Source organism: Pseudomonas aeruginosa, assembly GCF_001457615.1.
GTDB lineage: Bacteria > Pseudomonadota > Gammaproteobacteria > Pseudomonadales > Pseudomonadaceae > Pseudomonas > Pseudomonas aeruginosa.
On the sequence record NZ_LN831024.1, the window covers coordinates 1 to 25,204 of the forward strand.

Sequence of the window (25,204 nt, forward strand, 5' to 3'; positions counted from 1 at the left end):
GTGTCCGTGGAACTTTGGCAGCAGTGCGTGGATCTTCTCCGCGATGAGCTGCCGTCCCAACAATTCAACACCTGGATCCGTCCCTTGCAGGTCGAAGCCGAAGGCGACGAATTGCGTGTGTATGCACCCAACCGTTTCGTCCTCGATTGGGTGAACGAGAAATACCTCGGTCGGCTTCTGGAACTGCTCGGTGAACGCGGCGAGGGTCAGTTGCCCGCGCTTTCCTTATTAATAGGCAGCAAGCGTAGCCGTACGCCGCGCGCCGCCATCGTCCCATCGCAGACCCACGTGGCTCCCCCGCCTCCGGTTGCTCCGCCGCCGGCGCCAGTGCAGCCGGTATCGGCCGCGCCCGTGGTAGTGCCACGTGAAGAGCTGCCGCCAGTGACGACGGCTCCCAGCGTGTCGAGCGATCCCTACGAGCCGGAAGAACCCAGCATCGATCCGCTGGCCGCCGCCATGCCGGCCGGAGCAGCGCCTGCGGTGCGCACCGAGCGCAACGTCCAGGTCGAAGGTGCGCTGAAGCACACCAGCTATCTCAACCGTACCTTCACCTTCGAGAACTTCGTCGAGGGCAAGTCCAACCAGTTGGCCCGCGCCGCCGCCTGGCAGGTGGCGGACAACCTCAAGCACGGCTACAACCCGCTGTTCCTCTACGGTGGCGTCGGTCTGGGCAAGACCCACCTGATGCATGCGGTGGGCAACCACCTGCTGAAGAAGAACCCGAACGCCAAGGTGGTCTACCTGCATTCGGAACGTTTCGTCGCGGACATGGTGAAGGCCTTGCAGCTCAACGCCATCAACGAATTCAAGCGCTTCTACCGCTCGGTGGACGCACTGTTGATCGACGACATCCAGTTCTTCGCCCGTAAGGAGCGCTCCCAGGAGGAGTTCTTCCACACCTTCAATGCCCTTCTCGAAGGCGGCCAGCAGGTGATCCTCACCAGCGACCGCTATCCGAAGGAAATCGAAGGCCTGGAAGAGCGGCTGAAATCCCGCTTCGGCTGGGGCCTGACGGTGGCCGTCGAGCCGCCGGAACTGGAAACCCGGGTGGCGATCCTGATGAAGAAGGCTGAGCAGGCGAAGATCGAGCTGCCGCACGATGCGGCCTTCTTCATCGCCCAGCGCATCCGTTCCAACGTGCGCGAACTGGAAGGTGCGCTGAAGCGGGTGATCGCCCACTCGCACTTCATGGGCCGGCCGATCACCATCGAGCTGATTCGCGAGTCGCTGAAGGACCTGTTGGCCCTTCAGGACAAGCTGGTCAGCATCGACAACATCCAGCGCACCGTCGCCGAGTACTACAAGATCAAGATATCCGATCTGTTGTCCAAGCGGCGTTCGCGCTCGGTGGCGCGCCCGCGCCAGGTGGCCATGGCGCTCTCCAAGGAGCTGACCAACCACAGCCTGCCGGAGATCGGCGTGGCCTTCGGCGGTCGGGATCACACCACGGTGTTGCACGCCTGTCGTAAGATCGCTCAACTTAGGGAATCCGACGCGGATATCCGCGAGGACTACAAGAACCTGCTGCGTACCCTGACAACCTGACGCAGCCCACGAGGCAAGGGACTAGACCATGCATTTCACCATTCAACGCGAAGCCCTGTTGAAACCGCTGCAACTGGTCGCCGGCGTCGTGGAACGCCGCCAGACATTGCCGGTTCTCTCCAACGTCCTGCTGGTGGTCGAAGGCCAGCAACTGTCGCTGACCGGCACCGACCTCGAAGTCGAGCTGGTTGGTCGCGTGGTACTGGAAGATGCCGCCGAACCCGGCGAGATCACCGTACCGGCGCGCAAGCTGATGGACATCTGCAAGAGCCTGCCGAACGACGTGCTGATCGACATCCGTGTCGAAGAGCAGAAACTTCTGGTGAAGGCCGGGCGTAGCCGCTTCACCCTGTCCACCCTGCCGGCCAACGATTTCCCCACCGTAGAGGAAGGTCCCGGCTCGCTGAACTTCAGCATTGCCCAGAGCAAGCTGCGTCGCCTGATCGACCGCACCAGCTTCGCCATGGCCCAGCAGGACGTGCGTTACTACCTCAACGGCATGCTGCTGGAAGTGAACGGCGGTACCCTGCGTTCCGTCGCCACCGACGGCCACCGACTGGCCATGTGCTCGCTGGATGCGCAGATCCCGTCGCAGGACCGCCACCAGGTGATCGTGCCGCGCAAAGGCATCCTCGAACTGGCTCGTCTGCTCACCGAGCAGGACGGCGAAGTCGGTATCGTCCTGGGCCAGCACCATATCCGTGCCACCACTGGCGAATTCACCTTCACTTCGAAGCTGGTGGACGGCAAGTTCCCGGACTACGAACGCGTACTGCCGCGCGGTGGCGACAAGCTGGTGGTCGGTGACCGCCAGCAACTGCGCGAAGCCTTCAGCCGTACCGCGATCCTCTCCAACGAGAAGTACCGCGGCATTCGCCTGCAGCTTTCCAACGGTTTGCTGAAAATCCAGGCGAACAACCCGGAGCAGGAAGAGGCCGAGGAAGAAGTGCAGGTCGAGTACAACGGCGGCAACCTGGAGATCGGCTTCAACGTCAGTTACCTGCTCGACGTGCTGGGTGTGATCGGTACCGAGCAGGTCCGCTTCATCCTTTCCGATTCCAACAGCAGCGCCCTGGTCCACGAGGCCGACAATGACGATTCTGCCTATGTCGTCATGCCGATGCGCCTCTAAACATACTGAATGTCCCTGACCCGCGTTTCGGTCACCGCGGTGCGCAACCTGCACCCGGTGACCCTCTCCCCCTCCCCCCGCATCAACATCCTCTACGGCGATAATGGCAGCGGCAAGACCAGCGTGCTCGAAGCCATCCACCTGCTGGGCCTGGCGCGTTCATTCCGCAGTGCGCGCTTGCAGCCGGTGATCCAGTACGAGGAAGCGGCCTGCACCGTATTCGGCCAGGTGATGTTGGCCAACGGCATCGCCAGCAACCTGGGGATTTCCCGTGAGCGCCAGGGCGAGTTCACCATTCGCATCGATGGGCAGAACGCCCGAAGTGCGGCTCAATTAGCGGAAACACTTCCACTGCAACTGATCAACCCGGACAGCTTTCGGTTGCTCGAGGGAGCGCCGAAGATCCGCCGACAGTTCCTCGATTGGGGAGTGTTCCACGTGGAACCTCGGTTTCTGCCCGTCTGGCAGCGCCTGCAGAAGGCGCTGCGCCAGCGGAACTCCTGGCTCCGGCATGGTAAACTGGACCCCGCGTCGCAAGCGGCCTGGGACCGGGAATTGAGCCTGGCCAGCGATGAGATCGATGCCTACCGCAGAAGCTATATCCAGGCGTTGAAACCGGTATTCGAGGAAACCCTCGCCGAATTGGTTTCACTGGATGACCTGACCCTTAGCTACTACCGAGGCTGGGACAAGGACCGGGACCTCCTGGAGGTTCTGGCTTCCAGCCTGTTGCGCGACCAGCAGATGGGCCACACCCAGGCGGGACCGCAGCGTGCGGATCTTCGCATACGGTTGGCAGGTCATAACGCCGCGGAGATTCTCTCGCGCGGTCAGCAGAAGCTGGTGGTATGCGCCCTGCGCATCGCCCAAGGCCATCTGATCAATCGCGCCAAGCGCGGACAGTGCGTCTACCTGGTGGACGACCTGCCCTCGGAACTGGATGAGCAGCATCGAATGGCTCTTTGCCGCTTGCTTGAAGATTTGGGTTGCCAGGTATTCATCACCTGCGTGGACCCGCAACTATTGAAAGACGGCTGGCGCACGGATACGCCGGTATCCATGTTCCACGTGGAACATGGAAAAGTCTCTCAGACCACGACCATCGGGAGTGAAGCATGAGCGAGAACAACACGTACGACTCTTCCAGCATCAAGGTGCTGAAGGGGCTGGATGCCGTACGCAAGCGCCCCGGCATGTACATCGGCGACACCGACGATGGCACCGGTCTGCACCACATGGTGTTCGAGGTGGTGGATAACTCCATCGACGAAGCGCTGGCCGGTTACTGCAGCGAAATCAGCATCACCATCCATACGGATGAGTCGATCACTGTCCGCGACAATGGACGCGGTATTCCGGTGGATATCCACAAGGAAGAAGGGGTTTCTGCGGCGGAAGTGATCATGACCGTCCTCCACGCCGGCGGCAAGTTCGACGACAACACCTACAAGGTGTCCGGCGGCTTGCACGGTGTGGGCGTCTCGGTGGTGAACGCGCTGTCCCATGAACTACGCCTGACCATCCGTCGCCACAACAAGGTCTGGGAACAGGTCTACCACCACGGCGTTCCGCAGTTCCCACTGCGCGAAGTGGGCGAGACCGATGGCTCCGGCACCGAAGTTCACTTCAAGCCGTCCCCGGAGACCTTCAGCAACATCCACTTCAGTTGGGACATCCTGGCCAAGCGCATCCGCGAGCTGTCCTTCCTCAACTCCGGCGTCGGCATCCTGCTGCGCGACGAGCGTACCGGCAAGGAGGAGCTGTTCAAGTACGAAGGCGGTCTGAAGGCCTTCGTCGAGTACCTGAACACCAACAAGACCGCGGTGAACGAGGTATTCCACTTCAACGTCCAGCGTGAAGAGGACGGCGTGGGTGTGGAAGTCGCCTTGCAGTGGAACGACAGCTTCAACGAGAACCTGCTCTGCTTCACCAACAACATCCCGCAGCGTGACGGCGGCACCCACCTGGCCGGTTTCCGTTCGGCGCTGACGCGTAACCTGAACAACTACATCGAGGCCGAAGGCCTGGCGAAGAAGTTCAAGATCGCCACCACCGGCGACGATGCCCGCGAAGGCCTCACCGCGATCATCTCGGTGAAGGTACCGGACCCGAAGTTCAGCTCGCAGACCAAGGACAAGCTGGTCTCCTCCGAGGTGAAGACTGCGGTGGAACAGGAGATGGGCAAGTACTTCGCCGACTTCCTGCTGGAGAATCCCAACGAAGCCAAGGCCGTGGTCGGCAAGATGATCGACGCCGCCCGTGCCCGCGAGGCCGCGCGCAAGGCGCGCGAGATGACCCGCCGCAAGGGCGCGCTGGACATCGCCGGCCTGCCCGGCAAACTGGCCGATTGCCAGGAAAAGGACCCGGCGCTCTCCGAACTGTACATCGTGGAGGGTGACTCCGCGGGCGGTTCCGCCAAGCAGGGCCGCAATCGCCGGACCCAGGCGATCCTGCCGCTCAAGGGCAAGATCCTCAACGTCGAGAAGGCGCGCTTCGACAAGATGCTCTCCTCCCAGGAGGTCGGTACGCTGATCACCGCCCTGGGCTGTGGCATCGGCCGCGAGGAATACAACATCGACAAGCTGCGCTACCACAACATCATCATCATGACCGATGCTGACGTCGACGGTTCGCACATCCGCACCCTGCTGTTGACCTTCTTCTTCCGCCAGATGCCCGAGCTGATCGAGCGTGGCTACATCTACATCGCCCAGCCCCCGTTGTACAAGGTCAAGCGCGGCAAGCAGGAGCAGTACATCAAGGACGACCAGGCCATGGAAGAGTACATGACCCAGTCGGCCCTGGAAGACGCCAGCCTGCACGTCAACGAGCACGCTCCGGGCCTGTCCGGGGCGGCGCTGGAGAAACTGGTCAACGAGTATCGCGGGGTGATCGCCACCCTCAAGCGCCTGTCGCGCCTGTACCCCCAGGAGCTGACCGAGCACTTCATCTACCTGCCTACCGTGTCGGTGGACGACCTGGCTAACGAGTCGGCCATGCAGGGCTGGTTGGAGAAGTTCCAGGCGCGCCTGACCGCCGCCGAGAAGTCCGGCCTGACCTACAAGGCCAGCCTGCGCGAAGACCGCGAGCGCCACCTGTGGCTGCCCGAGGTGGAACTGGTGGCCCACGGCCTGTCCAGCTACGTCACCTTCAACCGTGACTTCTTCGCCAGCAATGACTACCGCTCGGTGTCGCTGCTCGGCGACCAGCTGAACAGCCTGCTGGAAGACGGCGCCTACGTGCAGAAGGGTGAGCGCAAGCGCCCGATCAGCGCCTTCAAGGACGGCCTGGACTGGCTGATGGCCGAAGGTACCAAGCGCCACAGCATCCAGCGATACAAGGGGCTGGGCGAGATGAACCCTGAGCAGCTGTGGGAAACCACCATGGATCCGAACGTCCGGCGCATGCTCAAGGTGACCATCGAGGACGCCATCGCCGCCGACCAGATCTTCAACACCCTGATGGGCGATGCCGTGGAGCCGCGCCGCGACTTCATCGAAAGCAACGCGCTGGCGGTGTCGAACCTGGACGTGTGACGGGTCGGCAGACCGACCCTCATGGAAACCCCGGCCTGGCGCCGGGGTTTTCTTTTTGCGCCAGGTAGCCTGGATATGTGCCTTGCCAAGGTGTGGCCGAGCCCCGGTTGCTCGCCAGCATTGGCACCCTGGACCCAAGCCTCCTGGCGGCGTGGCACCGCTTCTGTGGGCAGCGGTCGCCGGTCGGTTCGGTCGATCGTTTCCAGCCGGCCTTGCTTTGCGCCTCGCGTGAAAACAAGAAGCCCCGCTATGGCGGGGCTTCTTTTATCGAATCGGCGCACAGTGCGCCTTGCAGGGGGCTTTGCGGCCCTTCACGAGACCACCGACGGCTCCGGATGGCTGACCCGCTGCTGGATGGGGCTGATCTCGGCCATGGTCTCGCTGACCCAGGCTTCGGCGCGCTGGTTTAGCTCGGCGATGGCGCGCGGGCCTTCGCCTTCGGCGTGCATGGCCGGGCCGATCACCACCTGGATGGTGCCCGGGTACTTGGCCCAGCCGGCCTTGGGCCAATACTGCCCGGCGTTGTGGGCGATCGGCAGTACCGGTAGCCCGGCGTTGACCGCCAGGGCGGTGCCGCCGCGGGAGAACTTGCCCATCTGCCCCACCGGAATACGCGTGCCTTCCGGGAAGATCAGCACCCAGGCGCCTTTCTTCAGGCACTCGTCGCCCTGCTTGGCCAGTTGCTTGAGGGCCAGCTTGGGCTGGCTGCGGTCGATGGCGATGGGCTTGAGCAGGGCCAGGGCCCAGCCGAAGAACGGCACGTAGAGCAGCTCGCGCTTGAGTACCTGGCTGAGTGGCTCGAAGAAGCCGGAGAGGAAGAAGGTTTCCCAGGTGCTCTGGTGCTTGGAGAGGATCACGCAGGGCTTTTCCGGGATGTTCTCCAGTCCGCGCACCTCGTAGCGGATGCCGGCGACCACGCGGGTCAGCCAGATCGCGAAGCGGCACCAGTTCTGTACCACGAAGCGGTAGCGGGCGCGGAACGGCAGGATCGGCGCGATGAAGAAGCTGAGGGTGCCCCAGACGAACGCGCTGGCGGACAGCAGCAGGTAAAAGAGGACGGTTCTGATGGCCTGCACTGTCGACATGTATTCTGACCTTACTGAAGTAATGCGCTGGCGACTGCCGCCAGATCGTCGAATATCAGGGTGCCCTCTGGCAAGGGCTTGCCCAGCGTACGTACACCTTTTCCGGTCTTTACCAATACCGGCTGACAATCGACGGCCCGCGCCGCCTCCAGGTCACCGATGCTGTCGCCGACGAACCAGATACCCGACAGATCGACCCCGTAGTGCTCGCCGATCTGCCGCAGCATACCCGGCTTCGGCTTGCGGCAGTCGCAACCGTCGTCCGGTCCATGCGGACAATAGACGATGAGGCCGACCTCGCCGCCCTGCTCCGCGACCAGTTCGCGCAAGCGCGCATGCATGGCCTCGAGCACTGCCAGGTCGTAATAGCCACGGGCGATGCCGGACTGGTTGGTAGCCACCGCGACGGTCCAGCCGGCCTGGCTCAGGCGGGCGATGGCCTCGATCGAGCTGGGGATGGGGATCCACTCGTCGAGGGTCTTGATGTAATCGTCGGAGTCGAGGTTGATGACTCCATCGCGGTCGAGAATCAGCAGGGAACGGGACATCGATGCGCAGTTGGCCATGAACGGAAAGGATCGATTCTACCTCAGCCAGCCGGAGCATCGCGGATGGATCGACGAGCCCCCTACGCTGGACAATCTGTACTAGATTCAATAATGGCAATGGAATGGCAATCCCAGGCCAGGGAGTCATTTGGCACGCAGCAGTGGGTGTCTCGGAGTACGTGCGAACCCCTTGGCGGGTGGATCACCGGAGTAACGCAGTAAGCGCCTATCGCATGCCAGCACGGCCGACCGGCCGTGTTTCCACCACAGGTGGAGCGGGCATGACGACGGGGAGTTCCGGGGCGTCTGCCCGTTCCCAAGGACGGTAACCGTGAAACGCCTGAAAAAGACACTGCACCTTTCAAGCTTGTCCCTCGCTTCCCTGGCTCTTTCTTCCGCCGCCCTGGCGGCCGCTCCGGTCATGCTCGACCAGGGCAAGGAATGGACCGAAAGCCACCGCCAGGACTTCTACAGCCGCGACCAGGGCTCGCAGGTGATGCCCCTGCCCTGGCTCAAGGCGTTGCGACAGCCGGATGGAACGCCTTTCCTCGCCGACAGCCTGGCCCGCTACGGCTATTTGCCCAACCCCAAGGCGCCCGCGGAAGGCCTGCCGGTGGGCTTCACCGTAGCCGGCACGGGCGCCCGGCAGATGGTCGGCATGACCTGTTCGGCCTGCCATACCCGGCAGATCGAGGTGAAGGGCACTGCCTATCGGATCGACGGCGGTCCGGCGATCGTCGACTTCCAGGCATTCCTCGCCGACCTCGATCGGTCCGTGGGACCGCTGACCAGCGATGACGCCGCCTTCGACGCCTTCGCCAAGCAGATCCTCGGGGCCAATCCGCCTCCCGGTGCGCGCGACGCTCTGCTCGCGGCGGTGAAGGAATGGTACGAGCCCTATCACACGCTGATCGAGCGCGCGCTGCCCAAGGACACCTGGGGACCGGCGCGGCTGGACGCGGTATCGATGATCTTCAACCGCCTTACCGGGCTGGATATCGGCACCGCGCCGCCCTACCTGATTCCCGACAACATCAAGGCGGCGGATGCGCCGGTGCGCTATCCGTTCCTGTGGAACGCGGCGCGGCAGAACAAGACCCAGTGGCCCGGCTTCGCCGCCAACGGCAACGACCTGCTCGGCCTGGCGCGCAATGTCGGCGAGGTCTACGGGGTGTTCGCCACCTTCCACCCGCAGAAGAGCAAGTTCCACCTGCTGGGCATGGACTACCTGAAGATCAACTCGGCCAACTTCCACGGTCTGGGCAAGCTGGAAGACCTGATCAAGAAGATCGGCCCGCCGAAGTGGCCCTGGGCGGTGGACAAGCACCTGGCCAGGAAAGGCGCGCTGATCTTCGCCCGCAAGACCGACGAAGGTGGCTGCGTGGAGTGCCACGGCATCCGGATCAAGGACCTGGTGCTTTGGGACACTCCGCTGAGGGACGTCGGCAGCGACAGCCGCCAGCACGCCATCCTCGATGGCCAGGTGCAGACCGGCGTGATGGAGGGCGCGCGGATGCCGTTCGGCCAGCCGCTGAAGGCGACCGACGGAGCCTTCGATGTACTCGCCGTAGCGGTGGCCGGTTCGATCCTGCAGCACTTCGTGCCGATCCTCGGTGAGAAGCACGATGCCAAGGCGGCGGCGGTCAAGCCGGAAAGCGTGATGACCGACGAAACCCGGCAACTGCTGACCGCCTTCCAGAAGCCGGTGCGTACCCAGGCCGACCCCTACCCCTACGAGTCGCGGGTCCTGCAGGGGATCTGGGCGGCGGCGCCGTACCTGCACAACGGCTCGGTGCCGACCCTGGAAGAGTTGCTGAAGCCGGCCGCGGAGCGGGTGGAATCCTTCCCGGTGGGCTCGGCCTACGACGTGGACAAGGTCGGCCTCGCCGCCCAGCAGACCCAATTCGGCAGCTATGTGCTGAAGACCACCGGCTGCGAGCAGCGTGATTCCGGCAACAGCCGCTGCGGCCATGAGTACGGCACCAGCCTGTCGGCCGAGGAGAAGCGTGCGCTGCTGGAGTATCTGAAGGTCCTGTAGTGAAAAAGGCCCGGTGTCGCGAGGACGCCGGGCCTTTTCTTCGAGGCGGGACTGGCTCAGCCGAGCAGCGAGATGTCCGCCACCCCGAGGAACGACCCGCGCAGCTTGGCCAGCAGCGCATAGCGGTTGGCGCGCACCGCCGCGTCGTCGACATTGACCATCACATCGGCGAAGAACGTATCCACCGGCTCGCGCAAGGCCGCCAGGCGGGCCAGCGCGGCGCGATAGTCGCGTGCCGCTGCCAGCGGCGCGACTTCGCTTTCGGCGTTCGCCACGGCGCTGCCCAGGGCCTTCTCGGCGGCTTCCACCAGCAGGCTGGCATCCACGTTCGGCGGAACCTCGTCCTCGGACTTGGCGAGAATATTCGACACCCGTTTGTTCGCCGCGGCCAGGGCCTCGGCTTCAGGCAACTGGCGGAAGGCCTGGACGGCCTGTACGCGCTGGTCGAAGTCCAGCGGCGAGCTTGGCTTGAGCGCGCGCACCGACTGGTACACGGCCACGTCCACGCCTTCGTCCTCGTAGCGCGCGCGCAGGCGGTCGAACACGAAGTCCAGCACCTGCTCGGCCAGGCCGGCGGCCTTGACCTTGTCGCCGTATTGCTCGACGGCGGCGTTGACCGCGGCTACCAGGTCCAGGTCGAGCTGCTTCTCGATGAGGATGCGCAGCACGCCCAGCGCAGCGCGGCGCAGCGCGTAGGGGTCCTTGCTGCCGGTGGGAAGCATGCCGATGCCGAAGATACCGACCAGGGTATCGAGCTTGTCGGCCACCGCCACGGCGGCGCCGGTCAGGGTCGAGGGTAGCTCGGCGCCGGCGCCGCGCGGCATGTACTGCTCGTTGAGGGCCAGGGCGACGTCTTCCGCTTCGCCGCCGTGGGTGGCGTAGTAGTAGCCGGCGATGCCCTGCATTTCGGGGAACTCGCCGACCATCTCGGTCGCCAGGTCACACTTGGACAGGATGCCGGCGCGCGCGGCGTTCTGCGCATTGCCGCCTATACGTTCGGCGATGTAGGCGGCCAGGCCGGAGACGCGCTGGGCCTTCTCGAACACGGTGCCGAGCTGGGCCTGGAACACTACGTTGCGCAGGCGCTCATTGAAGCTTTCGAGCGGCTGCTTCTTGTCCTGCTTGAAGAAGAACTCGGCGTCGGTGAGGCGCGGGCGAACCACCTTCTCGTTACCGCTGACGATGTTCTCCGGCGCCTTGCTCTCGACGTTGGCGACGGTGATGAAGCGCGGCAGCAGCTTGCCGTTGGCGTCCAGCAGGCAGAAGTATTTCTGGTTGTCCTGCATGGTGGTGATCAGGGCTTCCTGCGGGACCTCGAGGAAGCGCTCCTCGAAGGAGCAGACCAGCGGCACCGGCCACTCGACCAGTGCAGTCACTTCGTCGAGCAGGCTCGGCGGCACGATGGCGCTGCCCTGTTGCTCGGCGGCCAGTTCGGCCACGCGCTTGGCGATCAGCTCGCGGCGCTCGGCGAAATCGGCCAGCACATGAGCGCCGCGCAGGTCTTCCAGATACGCTGCCGGGCTGGAAATACGCACATTGTCCGGATTGTGGAAGCGGTGGCCACGGGATTCGCGCCCGGCTTTCTGGGCGAGGATCTCGCACTCGACCACATCGTCGCCGAACAGCATCACCAGCCATTGGGTCGGACGCACGAACTCCTCGCGGCGAGCTGCCCAGCGCATCCGCTTGGGAATCGGCAGTTCGTTCAACGAGGCCTCGACGATGCCAGGCAGCAGGCCGGCGGCCGGTTGGCCGGCGATGGTCTGGCTGAAGCGCAGCTTCGGACCGCTCTTGTCGATCTGCTGCAGATCCACGCCGCACTTCTTGGCGAAGCCCAGGGCGGCCTGGGTCGGGTTACCGCTGGCGTCGAAGGCGGCCTGTAGCGGCGGACCGTCTAGGTTGACGGTACGGTCGGGCTGCTGCACGGCGAGTTGCTCGACCAGCACGGCGAGACGGCGCGGCGCCGCATAGAAACGCGCAGCGGCATAGCTCAGACCGGCAGCCTTGAGGCCCTTCTCGATACCGCTGAGGAAGGCTTCGCCGAGGCTGTTGAGGGCTTTTGGCGGCAGCTCTTCGGTGCCCAGTTCGACCAGGAAATCCTTGGCGCTCATCATTCGGCCTCCTTCAGCTTGGCCAGTACTTCGTCACGCAATTCGGGGGTGGCCATGGGGAAGCCGAGGCGCGCGCGGGCCTGCAGGTAGCTCTGCGCCACGGCGCGGGCCAGGGTACGCACGCGAAGGATGTAGCGCTGGCGCTCGGTGACCGAGATGGCGCGCCGCGCATCCAGCAGGTTGAAGGTATGCGAAGCCTTGAGGACCATCTCGTAGGTCGGCAACGGCAGCTCCAGCGCGATCAGGCGGTTGGCTTCGCTTTCGTAGAAGTCGAACAGTTCGAACAGCTTCGGCACGTTGGCGTGCTCGAAGTTGAAAGTGGATTGCTCCACCTCGTTCTGGTGGAACACGTCGCCATAGGTGACCTTGCCGAACGGGCCGTCGGTCCAGACCAGGTCGTAGACCGAGTCCACGCCCTGCAGGTACATGGCCAGGCGCTCCAGGCCGTAGGTGATCTCGCCGGTGACCGGATAGCACTCGATGCCGCCGACCTGCTGGAAGTAGGTGAACTGGGTGACTTCCATGCCGTTCAGCCAGATTTCCCAACCCAGGCCCCAGGCGCCGAGGGTCGGCGACTCCCAGTTGTCCTCGACGAAGCGGATGTCGTGGACCAGCGGGTCGATGCCGATGGCTTTCAGCGAGCCGAGGTACAGCTCCTGGAAGTTCTCCGGGTTCGGCTTCAGGACCACCTGAAACTGGTAGTAGTGCTGCAGGCGGTTGGGGTTCTCGCCGTAGCGACCGTCGGTGGGGCGGCGGCTCGGCTGGACGTAGGCGGCGTTCCAGGTCTCCGGGCCGATGGCGCGGAGGAAGGTGGCGGTGTGGAAGGTGCCGGCGCCCACTTCCATGTCGTAGGGCTGCAGCACCACGCAGCCCTGCTCGGCCCAGTAGTTCTGCAGGGCGAGAATCAGGTCTTGGAAGGTGCGCACGGCGGGCGTAGTCTGGCTCACGAAATTCACCTGTGCTGAGGCTTCGATACAAAACGCGGAAGTATACCCGATTCCCGCGCCGCCTCGCCCGTCCCCCCGATCCCTGGAAAACCACGGAAAGCCTTATGCCACGCTGCTTCTGGTGCAACGACGATCCCCTCTACATGGCCTACCACGATGAGGAGTGGGGTGTGCCGCAGCGCGATCCCGACGCGCTGTTCGAACTTCTGCTGCTGGAGGGCTTCCAGGCCGGGTTGTCCTGGATCACCGTGCTGAAGAAGCGCGAGCGCTACCGCGAGGTGCTGTTCGGCTTCGACGTGCAGCGGGTGGCACAGATGAGCGACGCGGAGATCGACGAACTGATGCTCGACCCCGGCATCATTCGCAATCGGGCCAAGCTCAACGCTGCGCGGCAGAACGCCCAGGCCTGGCTGGAGCTGGATGACCCGGCTGGGTTCCTCTGGTCCTTCGTCGGCGGCCAGCCGAAGATCAACCATTTCGCTGGTCGCGCCGAGGTGCCGGCGATTACCCCGGAAGCCGAGGCCATGAGCAAGGCGCTGCGCAAGGCCGGCTTCAACTTCGTCGGGCCGACCATCTGCTACGCCTTCATGCAGGCCAGCGGCATGGTCATGGACCATACCCAGGACTGCGACCGTTACGCCCAACTCGTCGGCTAGCCGGGCGCTCCCTGACGGATGCGTTCGGATGTTCCACGTGGAACATCGGCGCGCAGCATAGCTGGTCGCCCCGCTTCCTTGGCTGCCGCCCTCGCCTTCTTCCTGGCGTACAATGCGCGTTCGAGTCGAGCGAGGAGTGTTTCGTGGAGAAATTCAAAGGTGCCCTGGTGGTGGGGGCCCTACGCCTGTTCGCGTTATTGCCCTGGCGTGCCGTGCAAGGCGTCGGGGCCGGCATAGGCTGGCTGATGTGGAAATTGCCGAATCGATCCCGCGAGGTAGTGCGGATCAACCTGTCCAAGTGCTTCCCCGAGTTGTCTGAAACCGAACTGGAAAAGCTGGTCGGACAAAGCCTGATGGATATTGGCCGGACCCTCACCGAAAGTGCCTGCGCCTGGATCTGGCCGCCTGAAAAGTCGCTGAGATACATCCGCGAGGTCGAAGGCATGGAGGTGCTGGAGGAAGCGCTGGCTTCCGGCGATGGTCTGGTCGGCATTACCAGTCACCTGGGAAACTGGGAAGTACTCAACCACTTCTATTGTTCCTACGCCAAGCCGATCATCTTCTATCGTCCGCCCAAGCTGAAGGCAGTCGACGAATTGCTGAAGAAGCAACGCGTGCAATTGGGCAACCGCGTCGCACCTTCCACTCCGGAGGGTATCCTCAGCGTCATCAAGGAAGTGAAGAAAGGCGGTTGCGTAGGAATTCCCGCCGACCCCGAGCCCGCGCGTACCGCTGGGCTCTTCGTGCCTTACCTGGGCACCACTGCATTGATCAGCAAGTTCGTCCCGCAGTTGCTTTCACGCGGCAAGGCGCGTGGAGTGTTCTTCCATGCGGTGCGCCTGCCCGATGGTAGCGGTTACAAGGTGATCCTCGAAGCGGCTCCGGCGGACATGTACGACAAGGACCTGGAAGTGTCTGTAGCAGCCATGAGCCGCGAGTTGGCGAAGTATGTACGAGCCTATCCCAGCCAGTACATGTGGAGCATGAAACGCTTCAAGAACCGCCCGGATGGCGAGAAAAAATGGTACTGAGGAAAGGGCGTCGGAAGACGCCTTTTTCATATCCGGGTACTATGCTCAGCTCTGCCGCCTCCTCCGCAGGTCCCGAGGGACTCGATGGATAATCAACGACAATACCCACGAACCCCGCTCAAGTGCCGAATCCGTATCAGTCACCCGCTATTTGGCGAGCTGATGGCGCAGACACGCGACCTGTCCGACACCGGGGTCTATGTCAAACACCCGGAGCTGACCCAGCTCCCAACAGGCAGTGTCGTTACTGGCCAGGTACAGGACTTGCCGATCGACGCGCCGATCCTGCAGATGGAAGTCGTGCGAGTCGATGCGGAAGGCGTCGGCCTGCGCTTTCTCAGCGAAGCGTGAACGGTGGTGTTCCACGTGGAACCCCAGGCATGAGCCACTGATCACAGAGTGGGCGAAACCGCTGCCGGTTATCGGCTAGAATGCGCGCCGCTCGGCATGGTGCCGGGCATGGGTTCCCTCACCCCATCGCGCAAAAAGGACAGTACATGTCAGCCTCTTCTCCGGCGGCCTGGCGCGGCACCCTGGCCGGCCTGATCGCCTTCCACATCTTCATCATCATCGCCAGCAACTACCTGGTGCAGTTGCCGATCACCCTGTTTGGCTGGCACACCACCTGGGGCGCCTTCAGCTTTCCGTTCATCTTCCTGGCTACCGACCTCACCGTGCGCCTGCTGGGCAAGGGCCCTGCCCGGCTGGTCATCGCCCGGGTCATGATCCCGGCGTTGATCGCCTCCTACGTAGTCTCAGTGTTATTCCAGGAAGCGGCGTTCCGTGGTTTCTCTGCGCTGCTCGAGTTCAACACCTTCGTCGCCCGGATCTCCCTGGCAAGCTTCCTCGCCTATGTGCTCGGACAGATCCTCGATATCCAGGTATTCGACCGCCTCCGTCGTTCCCGGCACTGGTGGACCGCGCCAGTCGCCTCGACCATCCTCGGCAACCTGCTGGACACCTTCACCTTCTTCTTCGTGGCGTTCTGGCGTAGCGACAATCCGTTCATGGCGCAGCACTGGGTGGAAATCGCCACGGTGGACTACGGAGTGAAGCTGAGTATCAGTCTTTTACTGTTCGTGCCGCTCTACGGCATGCTACTCAACGGCATCCTGAAGATGCTGCCGGGGCGGCCGCAGAGCAACGCTTGAGGCTCATCGAGGCAATCTGGAGGAAGGGCGCAACAGGCCGTGATGACCGTTGCGCCCTTCTTCGTTCAGGAGGTGGTAGCCCGGTGCGCGGCCGTGAGCAGCGTCAGGGCATCGCCGCCGAGCGTGACCAGGATGTGCGCCACGCGCTGAATGGGAACGCCCTGCCCCGTCCGCACTTCGATCCTTTCCAAGGCATGGAGGAGGCCGAGGAGAGCCCTGAGGCGCTCCTGTACGGATTCGAGCATCTCATTGGCGGAGGCGTTCCGGTGAACGTAGAGAATCGCTTGCTCGTATGGGTATTCGACATAGGACGGGACTGAACGCTCTTGCTTCGACATGTTGGCTCCGGAAAAGTAGTTGAAGTCAGGTGTCGCGTTCGGGCTTGGACCGAAGCGATGAGTCGAAGCTAGAGGGCCGGCAGCGGTCGCTCAATGGGGTTTTGGGCGTTCGGGATGCAGGCTACATCGTTGACAGAAGTTGCCTACGAATGTGTGGATCAGGTCTTTGTAAAAGTGTCGTCGGGGCGTGCTCGAACCGTTCTGCCAGCGCTCGATGAGCACGCCCGACCCGTCTGCCGGAACTCCGGCCGGCGGGTGGCGAGAACGCGCTGCGCAAGCCTTGGCCGGACGCTCAGGTTCTCGCCCTGTCGAGCTTGCGCAGGAACACCGTCATTTCCTTTTCGGCCTGCTTGTCGCCATGCGTCGCGGCAGTTGCCAGGCCCTGCTCCCAGGCCTGCCGGGCGCCCGCGAGATCGCCGGCAGCCTGGCGCGCCTTGCCCAACAGCTTCCAGCCGGCGGAATACTTCGGGTCCTGCTCTACGCAGCGCTGGAGGTGTTCCGCCGCGCGTTCGGCGTCGCCCGCGTCCAGGTAGCCCTTGCCCAGGCCGAAGCGCAGCAGCGCATTGTCCACGCCTTTGGCCAGCATCTTTTCCAGACCTTCGATCATCATCCTGCCCTCTTCCAACGATGTCGGCCATTGTGCCCGGCTCCGGCCAGGCTTTGCACGGAACAGAGGGATTCGGCCGTTGCGAAGGAGGCACGCGGCCCCTTGGTGTTCGTAGGCCGAAGCCCTATCGCCGTTCGCGATAGGGCGTGCCTCAGAAGAACGTCAGGCCGGCCTGGAACAGTCGCTCGACGTCGCGGATGTATTTCTTGTCGACCAGGAACAGCAGCACGTGGTCGCCGCTCTCGATGCGGGTGTCGCCATGGGCGATCAGCACTTCCTCGTCGCGCACCAGCGCGCCGATGGTGGTGCCCGGCGGCAGCTTGATCTCGTTGATCGAGCGACCGATCACCTTGCTCGACTTGGCGTCGCCATGGGCTACCACTTCGATCGCTTCGGCTGCGCCGCGGCGCAGCGAGTGTACGCTCTCGATGTCGCCGCGGCGAACGTGGGCCAGCAGGGTGCCGATGGTCGCCAGTTGCGGGCTGATGGCGATGTCGATCTCGCCGCCTTGCACCAGGTCGACATAGGCAGGGTTGTTGATCAGGGTCATCACCTTGCTCGCGCCGAGCCGCTTGGCCAGCAGCGAGGACATGATGTTGGCCTCGTCGTCGTTGGTCAGGGCGAGGAACACGTCGGTCTCGCCGATGTTTTCCTCCAGCAGCAGGTCGCGGTCGGAAGCGCTGCCGTTGAGCACGATGGTGCTGTCCAGGGTATCCGAGAGGTGCCGGCAGCGCAGCGGGCTGCGCTCGATGATCTTTACCTGGTAGCGGCTCTCGATGGCCTCGGCCAGGCGCTCGCCGACATTGCCGCCGCCGGCGATGATGATCCGCTTGTAGCTGTCGTCGAGCCTGCGCATCTCGCCCATTACCGCGCGGATATGGGCCTTGGCGGCGATGAAGAAGACTTCGTCGTCGGCCTCGATCACCGTGTCGCCCTGGGGAATGATCGGCCGGTTGCGGCGGTAGATCGCGGCGACGCGGGTATCCACGTTCGGCATGTGCTCGCGCAGCTGGCGCAGCTCCTGCCCTACCAGAGGGCCGCCGTAGTAGGCCTTGATCCCGACCAACTGCGCCTTGCCCTCGGCGAAGTCGATGACTTGCAGCGCGCCGGGGTGTTCGATCAGGCGCTTGATGTAGTTGGTGACCACCTGCTCCGGGCTGATCAGCACGTCCACCGGGATCGCCTCGTTGTCGAACAGCCCGGTACGGGTCAGGTAGGCCGGCTCGCGGACGCGGGCGATCTTGGTCGGGGTGTTGAACAGGGTGTAGGCGACCTGGCAGGCGACCATGTTGGTCTCGTCGCTATTGGTCACCGCCACCAGCATGTCGGCGTCGTCGGCGCCGGCCTGGCGCAGCACCGTGGGGAACGAGGCCTTGCCTTGCACGGTGCGGATGTCGAGGCGGTCGCCGAGGTCGCGCAGGCGGTCGCCGTCGGTGTCGACCACGGTGATGTCGTTGGCTTCGCTGGCCAGGTGCTCGGCCAGTGTGCCGCCGACCTGGCCGGCACCGAGGATGATGATTTTCATGGCAGGAAACGGCTCGTCAGGTTTCGATCAACGGGCGGATATCTTGATCAGCTTGGCATAGTAGAAGCCATCGTGGCCCTCCACCTGCGGCAGCAACTGGCGGCCGTGGGGCTGTTTCATGCCCCAGGGGCCGGGAAGGTCCAGTTCGCGGGCGCCGGGCGTGCGGGCGAGGAAGGCGGCGATGCTGTCGCTGTTTTCCGCCGGCATCACCGAACAGGTGGCGTAGAGCAGTACGCCACCGACTTCCAGGGTAGGCCACAGCGCGTCGAGCAATTCACCCTGCAGGTGCGCCAGGGCGGCGATGTCTTCCGGCTTGCGCGCCAGCTTGATGTCCGGGTGGCGGCGGATCACCCCGGTGGCCGAGCACGGCGCGTCGAGGAGGATGCGCTGGAACGGCTTGCCGTCCCACCACTCCCCGGTGGCCCTGGCGTCGGCGGCGACCAGGCTGGCTTGCAGGCCGAGCCGCTGGAGGTTTTCCCGGACCCTTACCAGGCGGCTCTCCTCGAGGTCGACGGCGACCACTTCGGCCAGTCCCGGCTGGGTTTCCAGCAGGTGGCAGGTCTTGCCGCCAGGCGCACAGCAGGCGTCGAGGACACGCTGGCCGGGCGCGCTTTCGAGCAGCTCGGCGGCCAGTTGCGCGGCTTCGTCCTGGACGCTGACGCGGCCCTCCGCGAAGCCCGGTAGTTCGCGTACGTCGCGCGGCGCGGCGAGCTGGATGCCGTCGCGGCTGTAGTCGCAGGCGCGGGCCTTGATCCCGGCTTCGGCGAGTTCGGCCAGGTAGGCATCGCGCTCGCCGTGGCGCCGATTGACCCGCAAGGTCATCGGCGGGTGTGCGTTGTTCGCCGCGCAGAGCGCGTCGAGTTGCTCCGGCCAGGCCTGCTTGAGCGCTTTCAGCAGCCAGCGCGGATGGCCCAGGCGCGCCGAGGGATCGCGGTCGACCTCGGCCAGCAGCGTCTCGCCTTCGCGCTGCGCGCGGCGCAGCACGGCGTTGAGCACGCCCTTGGCCCAGCCCTTCTTCAGCTTGTCGGCGCAGCCGACGGTCTCGCCGATCGCGGCGTGCGGCGGAATCCGCGTGTAGAGCAGCTGGTAGAGGCCGATCAGCAGCAGGGCGTGGATATCGGTGTCGGTGGCCTTGAACGGCTTCTGCAACAGGCGCGCGGCCAGGGCCTGCAGGCGCGGTTGCCAGCGCGCCGCGCCGAAGGCCAGCTCCTGGGTCAGGCCGCGATCACGCGGGGCGACCTTGTCCAGTTGCGGCGGCAGCGCGCCAGACAGCGAGGCGCGTCCGGCGAGCACCGCGGCCAGCGCCTGGCAGGCGGCGAGACGCGGGTTCATTGGCCGAGCACCTGGCCGGCGGCGAATTGCTCGCGACGGCTGTTGTAGAGGTCGGCGAAGGCCAGTGGCTTGCCGCCCGGCACTTGCAGGCGGGTCAGGCGCAGGGCGCCTTCGCCGCAGGCGACCAGCAGGCCGTCGCGGCTGGCCTCGAGGATGGTTCCGGGCGCCCCGCTACCCTGCCCCAGGCTGGCGCCGAGGACTTTCAGCGGCGCATCGGCGAGGCTGGTGTGGCAGACCGGCCAGGGGGTGAAGGCGCGGACCTGGCGCTCCAGTTCGACGGCCGGACGGCTCCAGTCGAGGCGTGCCTCGTCCTTGTTCAGCTTGTGCGCGTAGGTGGCCAGGGCGTCGTCCTGGACCTCGCCATGCAGGGTGCCGGCGGCCAGGCCGGCGATGGCTTCGACCACCGCTTTCGGGCCGAGCGCGGCGAGCCGGTCGTGCAGGCTGCCGCCGGTGTCCGCGGCGGAAATCGGCGTGCTCACCTTGAGCAGCATCGGGCCGGTGTCGAGCCCTGCTTCCATCTGCATCACGGTGACGCCGCTCTCCGCGTCGCCGGCTTCCACCGCGCGCTGGATCGGCGCGGCGCCGCGCCAGCGCGGCAGCAGCGAGGCGTGGCTGTTGATGCAGCCCAGGCGCGGGATATCGAGTACCGCCTGGGGCAGGATCAGGCCATAGGCGACCACCACCATCAGGTCCGCGCGCAGGGCCGCCAGCTCCGCCTGGGCCTCGGCATTACGCAGGCTCTGCGGCTGCATGACCGGCAGGCCATGCTCCAGGGCCAGGCTCTTCACCGCGCTGGGCATCAGTTTCTGCCCGCGGCCGGCCGGCCGGTCAGGCTGGGTGTAGACGGCGACGATCCGATGTGGGGTGTCGAGCAGGGCCTTGAGATGCTCGGCGGCGAATTCCGGGGTTCCGGCGAAGACGATGCGCAATGCTTGGCTCATGCGGGGCTCGCTAAAAGAAAAAGGCTTGCCGGGGCAAGCCTTTGGGGGATGGGGTCACGCCTGCTGTCGATGCTGCTTTTCCAGCTTCTTGCGGATGCGGTCGCGCTTGAGGGTGGACAGGTAGTCGACGAACAGCTTGCCGTTGAGGTGGTCGCATTCGTGCTGGATGCATACCGCCAGCAGGCCTTCGGCGACTTCCTCGAAGGGGTTGCCATCGCGGTCGAGGGCCTTGATCCGGACCTTCTGCGGTCGGTCCACGTTCTCGTAGAAGCCGGGTACCGACAGGCAGCCTTCCTGGTACTGGTCCATATCCTCGGTCAGCGGTTCGAACTCGGGGTTGATGAATACCCTCGGCTCGGACTTGTCTTCGCTGAGGTCCATGACCACGATGCGCTTGTGCACGTTCACCTGGGTCGCGGCGAGGCCGATGCCCGGGGCTTCGTACATGGTTTCGAACATGTCGTCGATCAGCTGGCGCACCGCGTCGTCGACCACCTCCACCGGTTTGGCGATGGTCCGCAGGCGCGGATCGGGGAATTCGAGAATGTTCAGGATGGCCATATGCGTTTGTGATGCACTTGTGGAATCGATTGAAAATCCGCTGCTAAGATGGCGCGCAGCTTGAAAACGGCTTCAGACCGCGATTCTCGCGGGCTTCGGGCGTTTCGCGTATGTCGACATGATAAAGGGATTCACTGCATGAGGAAATCACTAGTCGCCCTTCTGCTCCTTGCCGCGAGCGGTCTGGCGCAGGCCCAGGTCGACCTCAGGGAAGGGCATCCGGACCGCTACACGGTGGTCAGGGGCGATACCCTGTGGGACATCTCGGGGAAATTCCTCCGCCAGCCATGGAAGTGGCCGGAACTCTGGCACGCCAACCCGCAGATCCAGAATCCCCACCTGATCTACCCCGGCGACACACTCAGCCTGGTCTACGTCGATGGCCAGCCGCGCCTGGTGCTGAACCGTGGCGAATCGCGCGGGACCATCAAGCTGTCGCCGAAGATCCGCAGCACGCCGATCGCCGAGGCCATCCCGACCATCCCGCTGGACAAGATCAACAGCTTCCTGCTGGCCAACCGCATCGTCGATGACGAGAAGACCTTCACCAGTGCGCCGTACATCGTCGCCGGCAACGCCGAGCGGATCGTCAGCGGCACCGGCGACCGCATCTATGCCCGCGGCAAGTTCGCCGACGGCCAGCCGGCCTATGGCATCTTCCGCCAGGGCAAGGTCTACATCGATCCGAAGACCAAGGAAGTCCTCGGCATCAACGCCGACGACATCGGCGGCGGCGAGGTGGTGGCCACCGAAGGCGACGTCGCGACCCTGGCGCTGACCCGCACCACCCAGGAAGTGCGCCTGGGCGACCGCCTGTTCCCCACCGAGGAGCGTGCGGTGAATTCCACCTTCATGCCCGGCGAGCCGAGCCGCGAGGTGAAGGGCGAAATCATCGACGTACCGCGCGGCGTGACCCAGATCGGCCAGTTCGACGTGGTCACCCTGAACCGTGGCCAGCGCGACGGGCTGGCCGAGGGCAACGTGCTGGCGATCTACAAGGTCGGCGAGACGGTGCGCGACCGCGTTACCGGTGAGTCGGTGAAGATTCCCGACGAACGCGCCGGCCTGCTGATGGTGTTCCGTACCTACAAGAAGCTGAGCTACGCCCTGGTTCTGATGGCCAGCAGGCCGCTCTCGGTAACCGACAGGGTGCAGAATCCCTGACTCGAAACCCCCGCCTCGGCGGGGGTTTCGCGTTTCTGGGGGAAGGAAATTTCATACGACGGTTTCCAGGATGGAAGCCGGACCCTTCCCCTCTTCCTGTCAGCGATGGACCTGCCTGCTATGGATGAGTCGCAATGAAGAACCATTCTCCAGCCGAACTGGAAGCACGGCTGCGCCTGCATGGCCTGCCCGAACTGGGACCCATGCGCTTCCTGCGCTTGATCGAGGCCTTCGGTTCGGCCTCTTCCGCGCTTGCCGCGCCAGCCGGCGCCTGGCGCACCCTGGGAGTGCCTGCCGAGGCCGCCGCCGCGCGGCGCAGCCCGGCGGTGCGGGAAGCGGCGGGTGAAGCCCTGCGCTGGCTGGAAGGTCCGCGCAGGCACCTGCTGATGTGGGACGACCCGGGATACCCGGCACTGCTCGCCGAAGTCGCCGATGCCCCGCCGCTGCTGTACGTCGAAGGCGCTCCGGAGACTCTGGAACGGCCGCAACTGGCGATGGTCGGCAGCCGCCGCGCCAGCCCCGCCGGGCTGGGCACCGCCCGGAGCTTTGCGCGCAGCCTGGCGCAGGGCGGCTTCGCCATCACCAGCGGGCTGGCCCTGGGCATCGATGGCGCCGCCCACGAGGGCGCGCTGGAGGCTGGCGGCGCGACCGTGGCAGTCCTCGGCACCGGCCTGCGCAGGCTCTATCCGCGGCGCCACGAAGCGCTGGCGCGGCGCATCGTCGAGGGTGGCGGCGCGCTGGTTTCGGAGCTGCCGCTGGACAGCCCGCCGCTGCCGGCAAACTTTCCCCGGCGCAACCGCATCATCAGCGGACTCTCGCTGGGTGTGCTGGTGGTCGAGGCAAGTCCCGCCAGCGGCTCGCTGATCACCGCGCGGCTGGCGGCGGAACAGGGGCGCGAGGTGTACGCCATTCCGGGTTCCATCCACCATCCCGGCGCACGTGGCTGCCACCAACTGATTCGCGATGGCGCGCTGCTGGTGGAAAGCGTCGGGCACGTGCTCGAAGCACTGCGCGGCTGGGCGCAGGCGGAGCCAGCGGAAGCGCCGGCGCAGCCCCTGCCCCACCCTTTGCTGGCGCTGCTGCGCGCCGCGCCCTACACCAGCGAAGGCCTGGCCGCCGCCAGCGGCATGACGCTGCCCGATGTGCTGGCGACGCTCAGCGAACTGGAACTCGACGGCCGGGTCGCCTGCGAGGCCGGCACCTGGGTGCATCGCTCCGGCTGAAACCGTACACTTCGCGCACCCTGTCCGCTGGAGTGAGTCGATGATCAGCAGCTTTCGTGCGCAATGCGCCGCCCGGGTCGTCCGCGAGGGCGGCGTGATCGCCTATCCCACCGAGGCGGTATGGGGGCTCGGCTGCGACCCGTGGAACGAGGATGCGGTGTATCGCCTGCTGGCGCTGAAGGCGCGGCCGGTGGAAAAGGGCCTGATCGTGGTGGCGGCGAACATCCACCAGCTCGACTTCCTTCTCGAAGACCTGCCGGACGTCTGGCTGGACCGCCTGGCCGGTACCTGGCCGGGGCCGAACACCTGGCTGGTGCCGCACCAGGAGCGCCTGCCGGAGTGGGTCACCGGCGTCCACGAGAGCGTCGCCGTGCGGGTCACCGACCATCCCCTGGTACAGGAACTGTGCCATCTCACCGGTCCGCTGATCTCCACCTCGGCCAATCCGGCCGGGCGCCCGGCGGCGCGCACGCGGCTGCGGGTGGAGCAATACTTCCACGACGAGCTGGACGCTATCCTCGGCGGCGCCCTTGGCGGGCGCCGCAACCCCAGCCTGATCCGCGACCTGGTGACCGGACAGGTCATCCGCCCGGCCTGAGTACGCGCTTCAGGGCAACAGTACGGTCGAGCCAGTGGTTCGCCGTGCGGCCAGTTCGGTATGCGCCCTGGCTGCTTCGGCCAGGGCGAAGCGCTGGTTGATCTCGATGCGGATGTCGCCGCGCTCGATCAGGCCGAACAGCTCGTCGGCCATCGCCTGGAGTTTTTCCGGGGTATCGGCGTAGCTGCCCAGGGTCGGCCGGGTCACGTACAGCGAACCCTTCTGCGAGAGGATGCCAAGGTTGACCCCGGTCACCGGCCCCGAGGCGTTGCCGAAGCTGACCAGCAAGCCGCGCGGCGCCACGCAGTCCAGCGAGGTTTCCCAGGTATCCTTGCCCACCGAGTCGTAGACCACCGGGCACTTCTTCCCGTCGGTCAGTTCGAGCACCCGCCGCGCCACGTTCTCATGGCTATAGTCGATGGTCTCCCAGGCACCGTGCTGCCTGGCCAGGCGCGCCTTTTCCGGCGAGCTGACGGTGCCTATCAGCTGCACTCCAAGGGCCTTGGCCCATTGGCAGGCGAACAGGCCCACGCCGCCCGCGGCGGCATGGAAGAGAATGGTTTCGCCGCCCCGCAGTTCGTAGGTCTGGCGCAGCAGGTATTGGGTGGTGAGCCCCTTGAGCATCACCGCGGCGGCCTGTTCGAAGTCGATGCCGTCGGGCAGGTGGACCAGCTTCTCCTCCGCCAGCACATGCAGTTCGCTGTAGGCGCCCAGCGGGCCGGTGGCGTAGGCGACGCGGTCGCCGACCTTGAAACGGGTCACTTCGCTGCCCACCGCCTCTACCTCGCCGGCACCTTCGCTACCCAGTCCCGAGGGTAAGCCGGGGGCCGGATAGAGGCCGCTGCGGTAGTAGGTGTCGATGAAGTTCAGGCCAATGGCGCGATTGCGCACGCGGACTTCCCGGGGGCCCGGCTCGGCGGGTTGGTAGTCGCGGTATTCGAGGACTTCGGGGCCGCCGTAGGCAGCGAACTGGATGCGCTTGGCCATGCTGGAACTCCTGCTTCGTCAGGGTTTCGGACGGTCGCGCCGGGTGGGCGACCCTGGGTAAAGGCCTTCATCCAAGCCTTCCCCTTGACGGCCGTCAAGCGCCGGCTACCCATCCAGGGTGGTATGCTTGTGCCCTCGTTTCGTCGCC

21 protein-coding genes and 2 pseudogenes are annotated in these 25,204 nt (G+C 65.0%); 12 read left to right on the forward strand and 11 right to left on the reverse strand.

Annotated elements, in window-relative coordinates:
* Positions 1-62 precede the first annotated feature (62 nt).
* The 4 genes and pseudogenes from dnaA to gyrB all read left to right on the forward strand — a co-directional run.
* Positions 63-1,542, forward strand: a pseudogene (gene dnaA, locus AT700_RS00005) (chromosomal replication initiator protein DnaA); the annotation flags it as partial.
* 31 nt (positions 1,543-1,573) lie between these two features.
* Positions 1,574-2,677, forward strand: coding sequence for a DNA polymerase III subunit beta (dnaN, locus tag AT700_RS00010; protein WP_003097262.1), 1,104 nt, complete (start codon positions 1,574-1,576; stop codon positions 2,675-2,677).
* A 9-nt stretch (positions 2,678-2,686) separates the two neighbouring features.
* Positions 2,687-3,789, forward strand: a pseudogene (recF, locus tag AT700_RS00015) (DNA replication/repair protein RecF).
* Positions 3,790-3,792: 3 nt separating this feature from the next.
* Positions 3,793-6,213: a DNA topoisomerase (ATP-hydrolyzing) subunit B gene (gene gyrB / locus AT700_RS00020; RefSeq protein ID WP_003097268.1), complete on the forward strand. Its 2,421-nt coding sequence runs from the start codon at positions 3,793-3,795 to the stop codon at positions 6,211-6,213.
* A gap of 311 nt (positions 6,214-6,524) precedes the next feature.
* Here the strand turns inward: gyrB and AT700_RS00025 are convergent, their stop codons facing one another.
* On the reverse strand, positions 6,525-7,298 hold the full coding sequence (locus AT700_RS00025) for a lysophospholipid acyltransferase family protein (RefSeq protein WP_003100265.1): 774 nt from the start codon (positions 7,296-7,298) through the stop codon (positions 6,525-6,527).
* An 11-nt stretch (positions 7,299-7,309) separates the two neighbouring features.
* Complete coding sequence (gene gmhB / locus AT700_RS00030; RefSeq protein ID WP_003120688.1) at positions 7,310-7,846, reverse strand: D-glycero-beta-D-manno-heptose 1,7-bisphosphate 7-phosphatase; 537 nt, start codon at positions 7,844-7,846, stop codon at positions 7,310-7,312.
* A 331-nt stretch (positions 7,847-8,177) separates the two neighbouring features.
* Here gmhB and AT700_RS00035 point away from each other — a divergent pair, with 331 nt between their 5' ends.
* Positions 8,178-9,884: a di-heme-cytochrome C peroxidase gene (locus AT700_RS00035; RefSeq protein WP_003100270.1), complete on the forward strand. Its 1,707-nt coding sequence runs from the start codon at positions 8,178-8,180 to the stop codon at positions 9,882-9,884.
* Between the two features lie 56 nt (positions 9,885-9,940).
* Here AT700_RS00035 and glyS read toward each other — a convergent pair whose 3' ends face one another.
* The gene (gene glyS, locus AT700_RS00040) at positions 9,941-11,995 is read right to left on the reverse strand and encodes a glycine--tRNA ligase subunit beta (protein ID WP_003100271.1); all 2,055 of its coding nucleotides are present in this window, start codon (positions 11,993-11,995) and stop codon (positions 9,941-9,943) included.
* Positions 11,995-12,942, reverse strand: a complete 948-nt coding sequence (gene glyQ / locus AT700_RS00045; protein ID WP_003097276.1) for a glycine--tRNA ligase subunit alpha — start codon at positions 12,940-12,942, stop codon at positions 11,995-11,997. The genes glyS and glyQ overlap by 1 nt, the downstream gene beginning before the upstream one ends.
* A gap of 104 nt (positions 12,943-13,046) precedes the next feature.
* On the opposite strand from glyQ, the gene AT700_RS00050 reads away from it, so the two are divergent.
* The 4 genes from AT700_RS00050 (at position 13,047) to AT700_RS00065 (ending at position 15,780) form a co-directional block, all read left to right on the forward strand.
* On the forward strand, positions 13,047-13,598 hold the full coding sequence (locus AT700_RS00050; protein ID WP_003097280.1) for a DNA-3-methyladenine glycosylase I: 552 nt from the start codon (positions 13,047-13,049) through the stop codon (positions 13,596-13,598).
* 143 nt (positions 13,599-13,741) lie between these two features.
* The gene (locus tag AT700_RS00055) at positions 13,742-14,629 is read left to right on the forward strand and encodes a lysophospholipid acyltransferase (RefSeq protein WP_003097282.1); all 888 of its coding nucleotides are present in this window, start codon (positions 13,742-13,744) and stop codon (positions 14,627-14,629) included.
* Positions 14,630-14,713: 84 nt separating this feature from the next.
* The gene (locus AT700_RS00060) at positions 14,714-14,980 is read left to right on the forward strand and encodes a PilZ domain-containing protein (RefSeq protein WP_003100272.1); all 267 of its coding nucleotides are present in this window, start codon (positions 14,714-14,716) and stop codon (positions 14,978-14,980) included.
* 146 nt (positions 14,981-15,126) lie between these two features.
* Positions 15,127-15,780, forward strand: a complete 654-nt coding sequence (locus tag AT700_RS00065; RefSeq protein ID WP_003097286.1) for a 7-cyano-7-deazaguanine/7-aminomethyl-7-deazaguanine transporter — start codon at positions 15,127-15,129, stop codon at positions 15,778-15,780.
* 65 nt (positions 15,781-15,845) lie between these two features.
* Here AT700_RS00065 and AT700_RS00070 read toward each other — a convergent pair whose 3' ends face one another.
* The 6 genes from AT700_RS00070 to def all read right to left on the reverse strand — a co-directional run bounded on the left by AT700_RS00070 (position 15,846) and on the right by def (position 21,084).
* Entirely contained in the window at positions 15,846-16,118 is a 273-nt protein-coding gene (locus AT700_RS00070; RefSeq protein WP_003107049.1) for a hypothetical protein, read from the reverse strand.
* A gap of 292 nt (positions 16,119-16,410) precedes the next feature.
* A complete protein-coding gene (locus tag AT700_RS00075) occupies positions 16,411-16,728 on the reverse strand; it encodes a tetratricopeptide repeat protein (RefSeq protein WP_003120685.1) in 318 nt (105 codons plus the stop codon).
* A gap of 148 nt (positions 16,729-16,876) precedes the next feature.
* The gene (gene trkA / locus AT700_RS00080; RefSeq protein WP_003107053.1) at positions 16,877-18,250 is read right to left on the reverse strand and encodes a Trk system potassium transporter TrkA; all 1,374 of its coding nucleotides are present in this window, start codon (positions 18,248-18,250) and stop codon (positions 16,877-16,879) included.
* Positions 18,251-18,277: 27 nt separating this feature from the next.
* Positions 18,278-19,582 carry a 16S rRNA (cytosine(967)-C(5))-methyltransferase RsmB gene (rsmB, locus tag AT700_RS00085; RefSeq protein ID WP_003107055.1) on the reverse strand — a complete coding sequence of 435 codons (1,305 nt, stop codon included), beginning with the start codon at positions 19,580-19,582 and terminating at the stop codon, positions 18,278-18,280.
* Entirely contained in the window at positions 19,579-20,523 is a 945-nt protein-coding gene (fmt, locus tag AT700_RS00090) for a methionyl-tRNA formyltransferase (RefSeq protein WP_003131369.1), read from the reverse strand. The genes rsmB and fmt overlap by 4 nt, the downstream gene beginning before the upstream one ends.
* Before the next feature lie 54 nt (positions 20,524-20,577).
* Entirely contained in the window at positions 20,578-21,084 is a 507-nt protein-coding gene (def, locus tag AT700_RS00095; protein ID WP_003107059.1) for a peptide deformylase, read from the reverse strand.
* Positions 21,085-21,222: 138 nt separating this feature from the next.
* Between def and AT700_RS00100 the strand changes: the two genes are divergently transcribed.
* The 3 genes from AT700_RS00100 (at position 21,223) to AT700_RS00110 (ending at position 24,069) form a co-directional block, all read left to right on the forward strand.
* Complete coding sequence (locus tag AT700_RS00100; RefSeq protein WP_003097294.1) at positions 21,223-22,248, forward strand: LysM peptidoglycan-binding domain-containing protein; 1,026 nt, start codon at positions 21,223-21,225, stop codon at positions 22,246-22,248.
* 134 nt (positions 22,249-22,382) lie between these two features.
* Positions 22,383-23,471, forward strand: coding sequence for a DNA-processing protein DprA (dprA, locus tag AT700_RS00105; RefSeq protein ID WP_003123764.1), 1,089 nt, complete (start codon positions 22,383-22,385; stop codon positions 23,469-23,471).
* 40 nt (positions 23,472-23,511) lie between these two features.
* The gene (locus tag AT700_RS00110) at positions 23,512-24,069 is read left to right on the forward strand and encodes an L-threonylcarbamoyladenylate synthase (protein ID WP_016561457.1); all 558 of its coding nucleotides are present in this window, start codon (positions 23,512-23,514) and stop codon (positions 24,067-24,069) included.
* 9 nt (positions 24,070-24,078) lie between these two features.
* On the opposite strand, the gene AT700_RS00115 is transcribed toward AT700_RS00110, so the two are convergent.
* Complete coding sequence (locus AT700_RS00115; RefSeq protein ID WP_003111202.1) at positions 24,079-25,056, reverse strand: NADPH:quinone reductase; 978 nt, start codon at positions 25,054-25,056, stop codon at positions 24,079-24,081.
* Positions 25,057-25,204: the final 148 nt, after the last annotated feature.

Coding starts and splice junctions, on each gene's coding strand:
- dnaN (WP_003097262.1), top strand. CDS start 1,574: ATGCATTTCACCATTCAACGCGAAGCCCTGTTGAAACCGCTGCAACTG.
- gyrB (WP_003097268.1), top strand. CDS start 3,793: ATGAGCGAGAACAACACGTACGACTCTTCCAGCATCAAGGTGCTGAAG.
- AT700_RS00025 (WP_003100265.1), bottom strand. CDS start 7,298: ATGTCGACAGTGCAGGCCATCAGAACCGTCCTCTTTTACCTGCTGCTG.
- gmhB (WP_003120688.1), bottom strand. CDS start 7,846: ATGTCCCGTTCCCTGCTGATTCTCGACCGCGATGGAGTCATCAACCTC.
- glyS (WP_003100271.1), bottom strand. CDS start 11,995: ATGAGCGCCAAGGATTTCCTGGTCGAACTGGGCACCGAAGAGCTGCCG.
- AT700_RS00050 (WP_003097280.1), top strand. CDS start 13,047: ATGCCACGCTGCTTCTGGTGCAACGACGATCCCCTCTACATGGCCTAC.
- AT700_RS00060 (WP_003100272.1), top strand. CDS start 14,714: ATGGATAATCAACGACAATACCCACGAACCCCGCTCAAGTGCCGAATC.
- AT700_RS00065 (WP_003097286.1), top strand. CDS start 15,127: ATGTCAGCCTCTTCTCCGGCGGCCTGGCGCGGCACCCTGGCCGGCCTG.
- AT700_RS00070 (WP_003107049.1), bottom strand. CDS start 16,118: ATGTCGAAGCAAGAGCGTTCAGTCCCGTCCTATGTCGAATACCCATAC.
- AT700_RS00075 (WP_003120685.1), bottom strand. CDS start 16,728: ATGATGATCGAAGGTCTGGAAAAGATGCTGGCCAAAGGCGTGGACAAT.
- trkA (WP_003107053.1), bottom strand. CDS start 18,250: ATGAAAATCATCATCCTCGGTGCCGGCCAGGTCGGCGGCACACTGGCC.
- rsmB (WP_003107055.1), bottom strand. CDS start 19,582: ATGAACCCGCGTCTCGCCGCCTGCCAGGCGCTGGCCGCGGTGCTCGCC.
- fmt (WP_003131369.1), bottom strand. CDS start 20,523: ATGAGCCAAGCATTGCGCATCGTCTTCGCCGGAACCCCGGAATTCGCC.
- def (WP_003107059.1), bottom strand. CDS start 21,084: ATGGCCATCCTGAACATTCTCGAATTCCCCGATCCGCGCCTGCGGACC.
- AT700_RS00100 (WP_003097294.1), top strand. CDS start 21,223: ATGAGGAAATCACTAGTCGCCCTTCTGCTCCTTGCCGCGAGCGGTCTG.
- dprA (WP_003123764.1), top strand. CDS start 22,383: ATGAAGAACCATTCTCCAGCCGAACTGGAAGCACGGCTGCGCCTGCAT.
- AT700_RS00110 (WP_016561457.1), top strand. CDS start 23,512: ATGATCAGCAGCTTTCGTGCGCAATGCGCCGCCCGGGTCGTCCGCGAG.
- AT700_RS00115 (WP_003111202.1), bottom strand. CDS start 25,056: ATGGCCAAGCGCATCCAGTTCGCTGCCTACGGCGGCCCCGAAGTCCTC.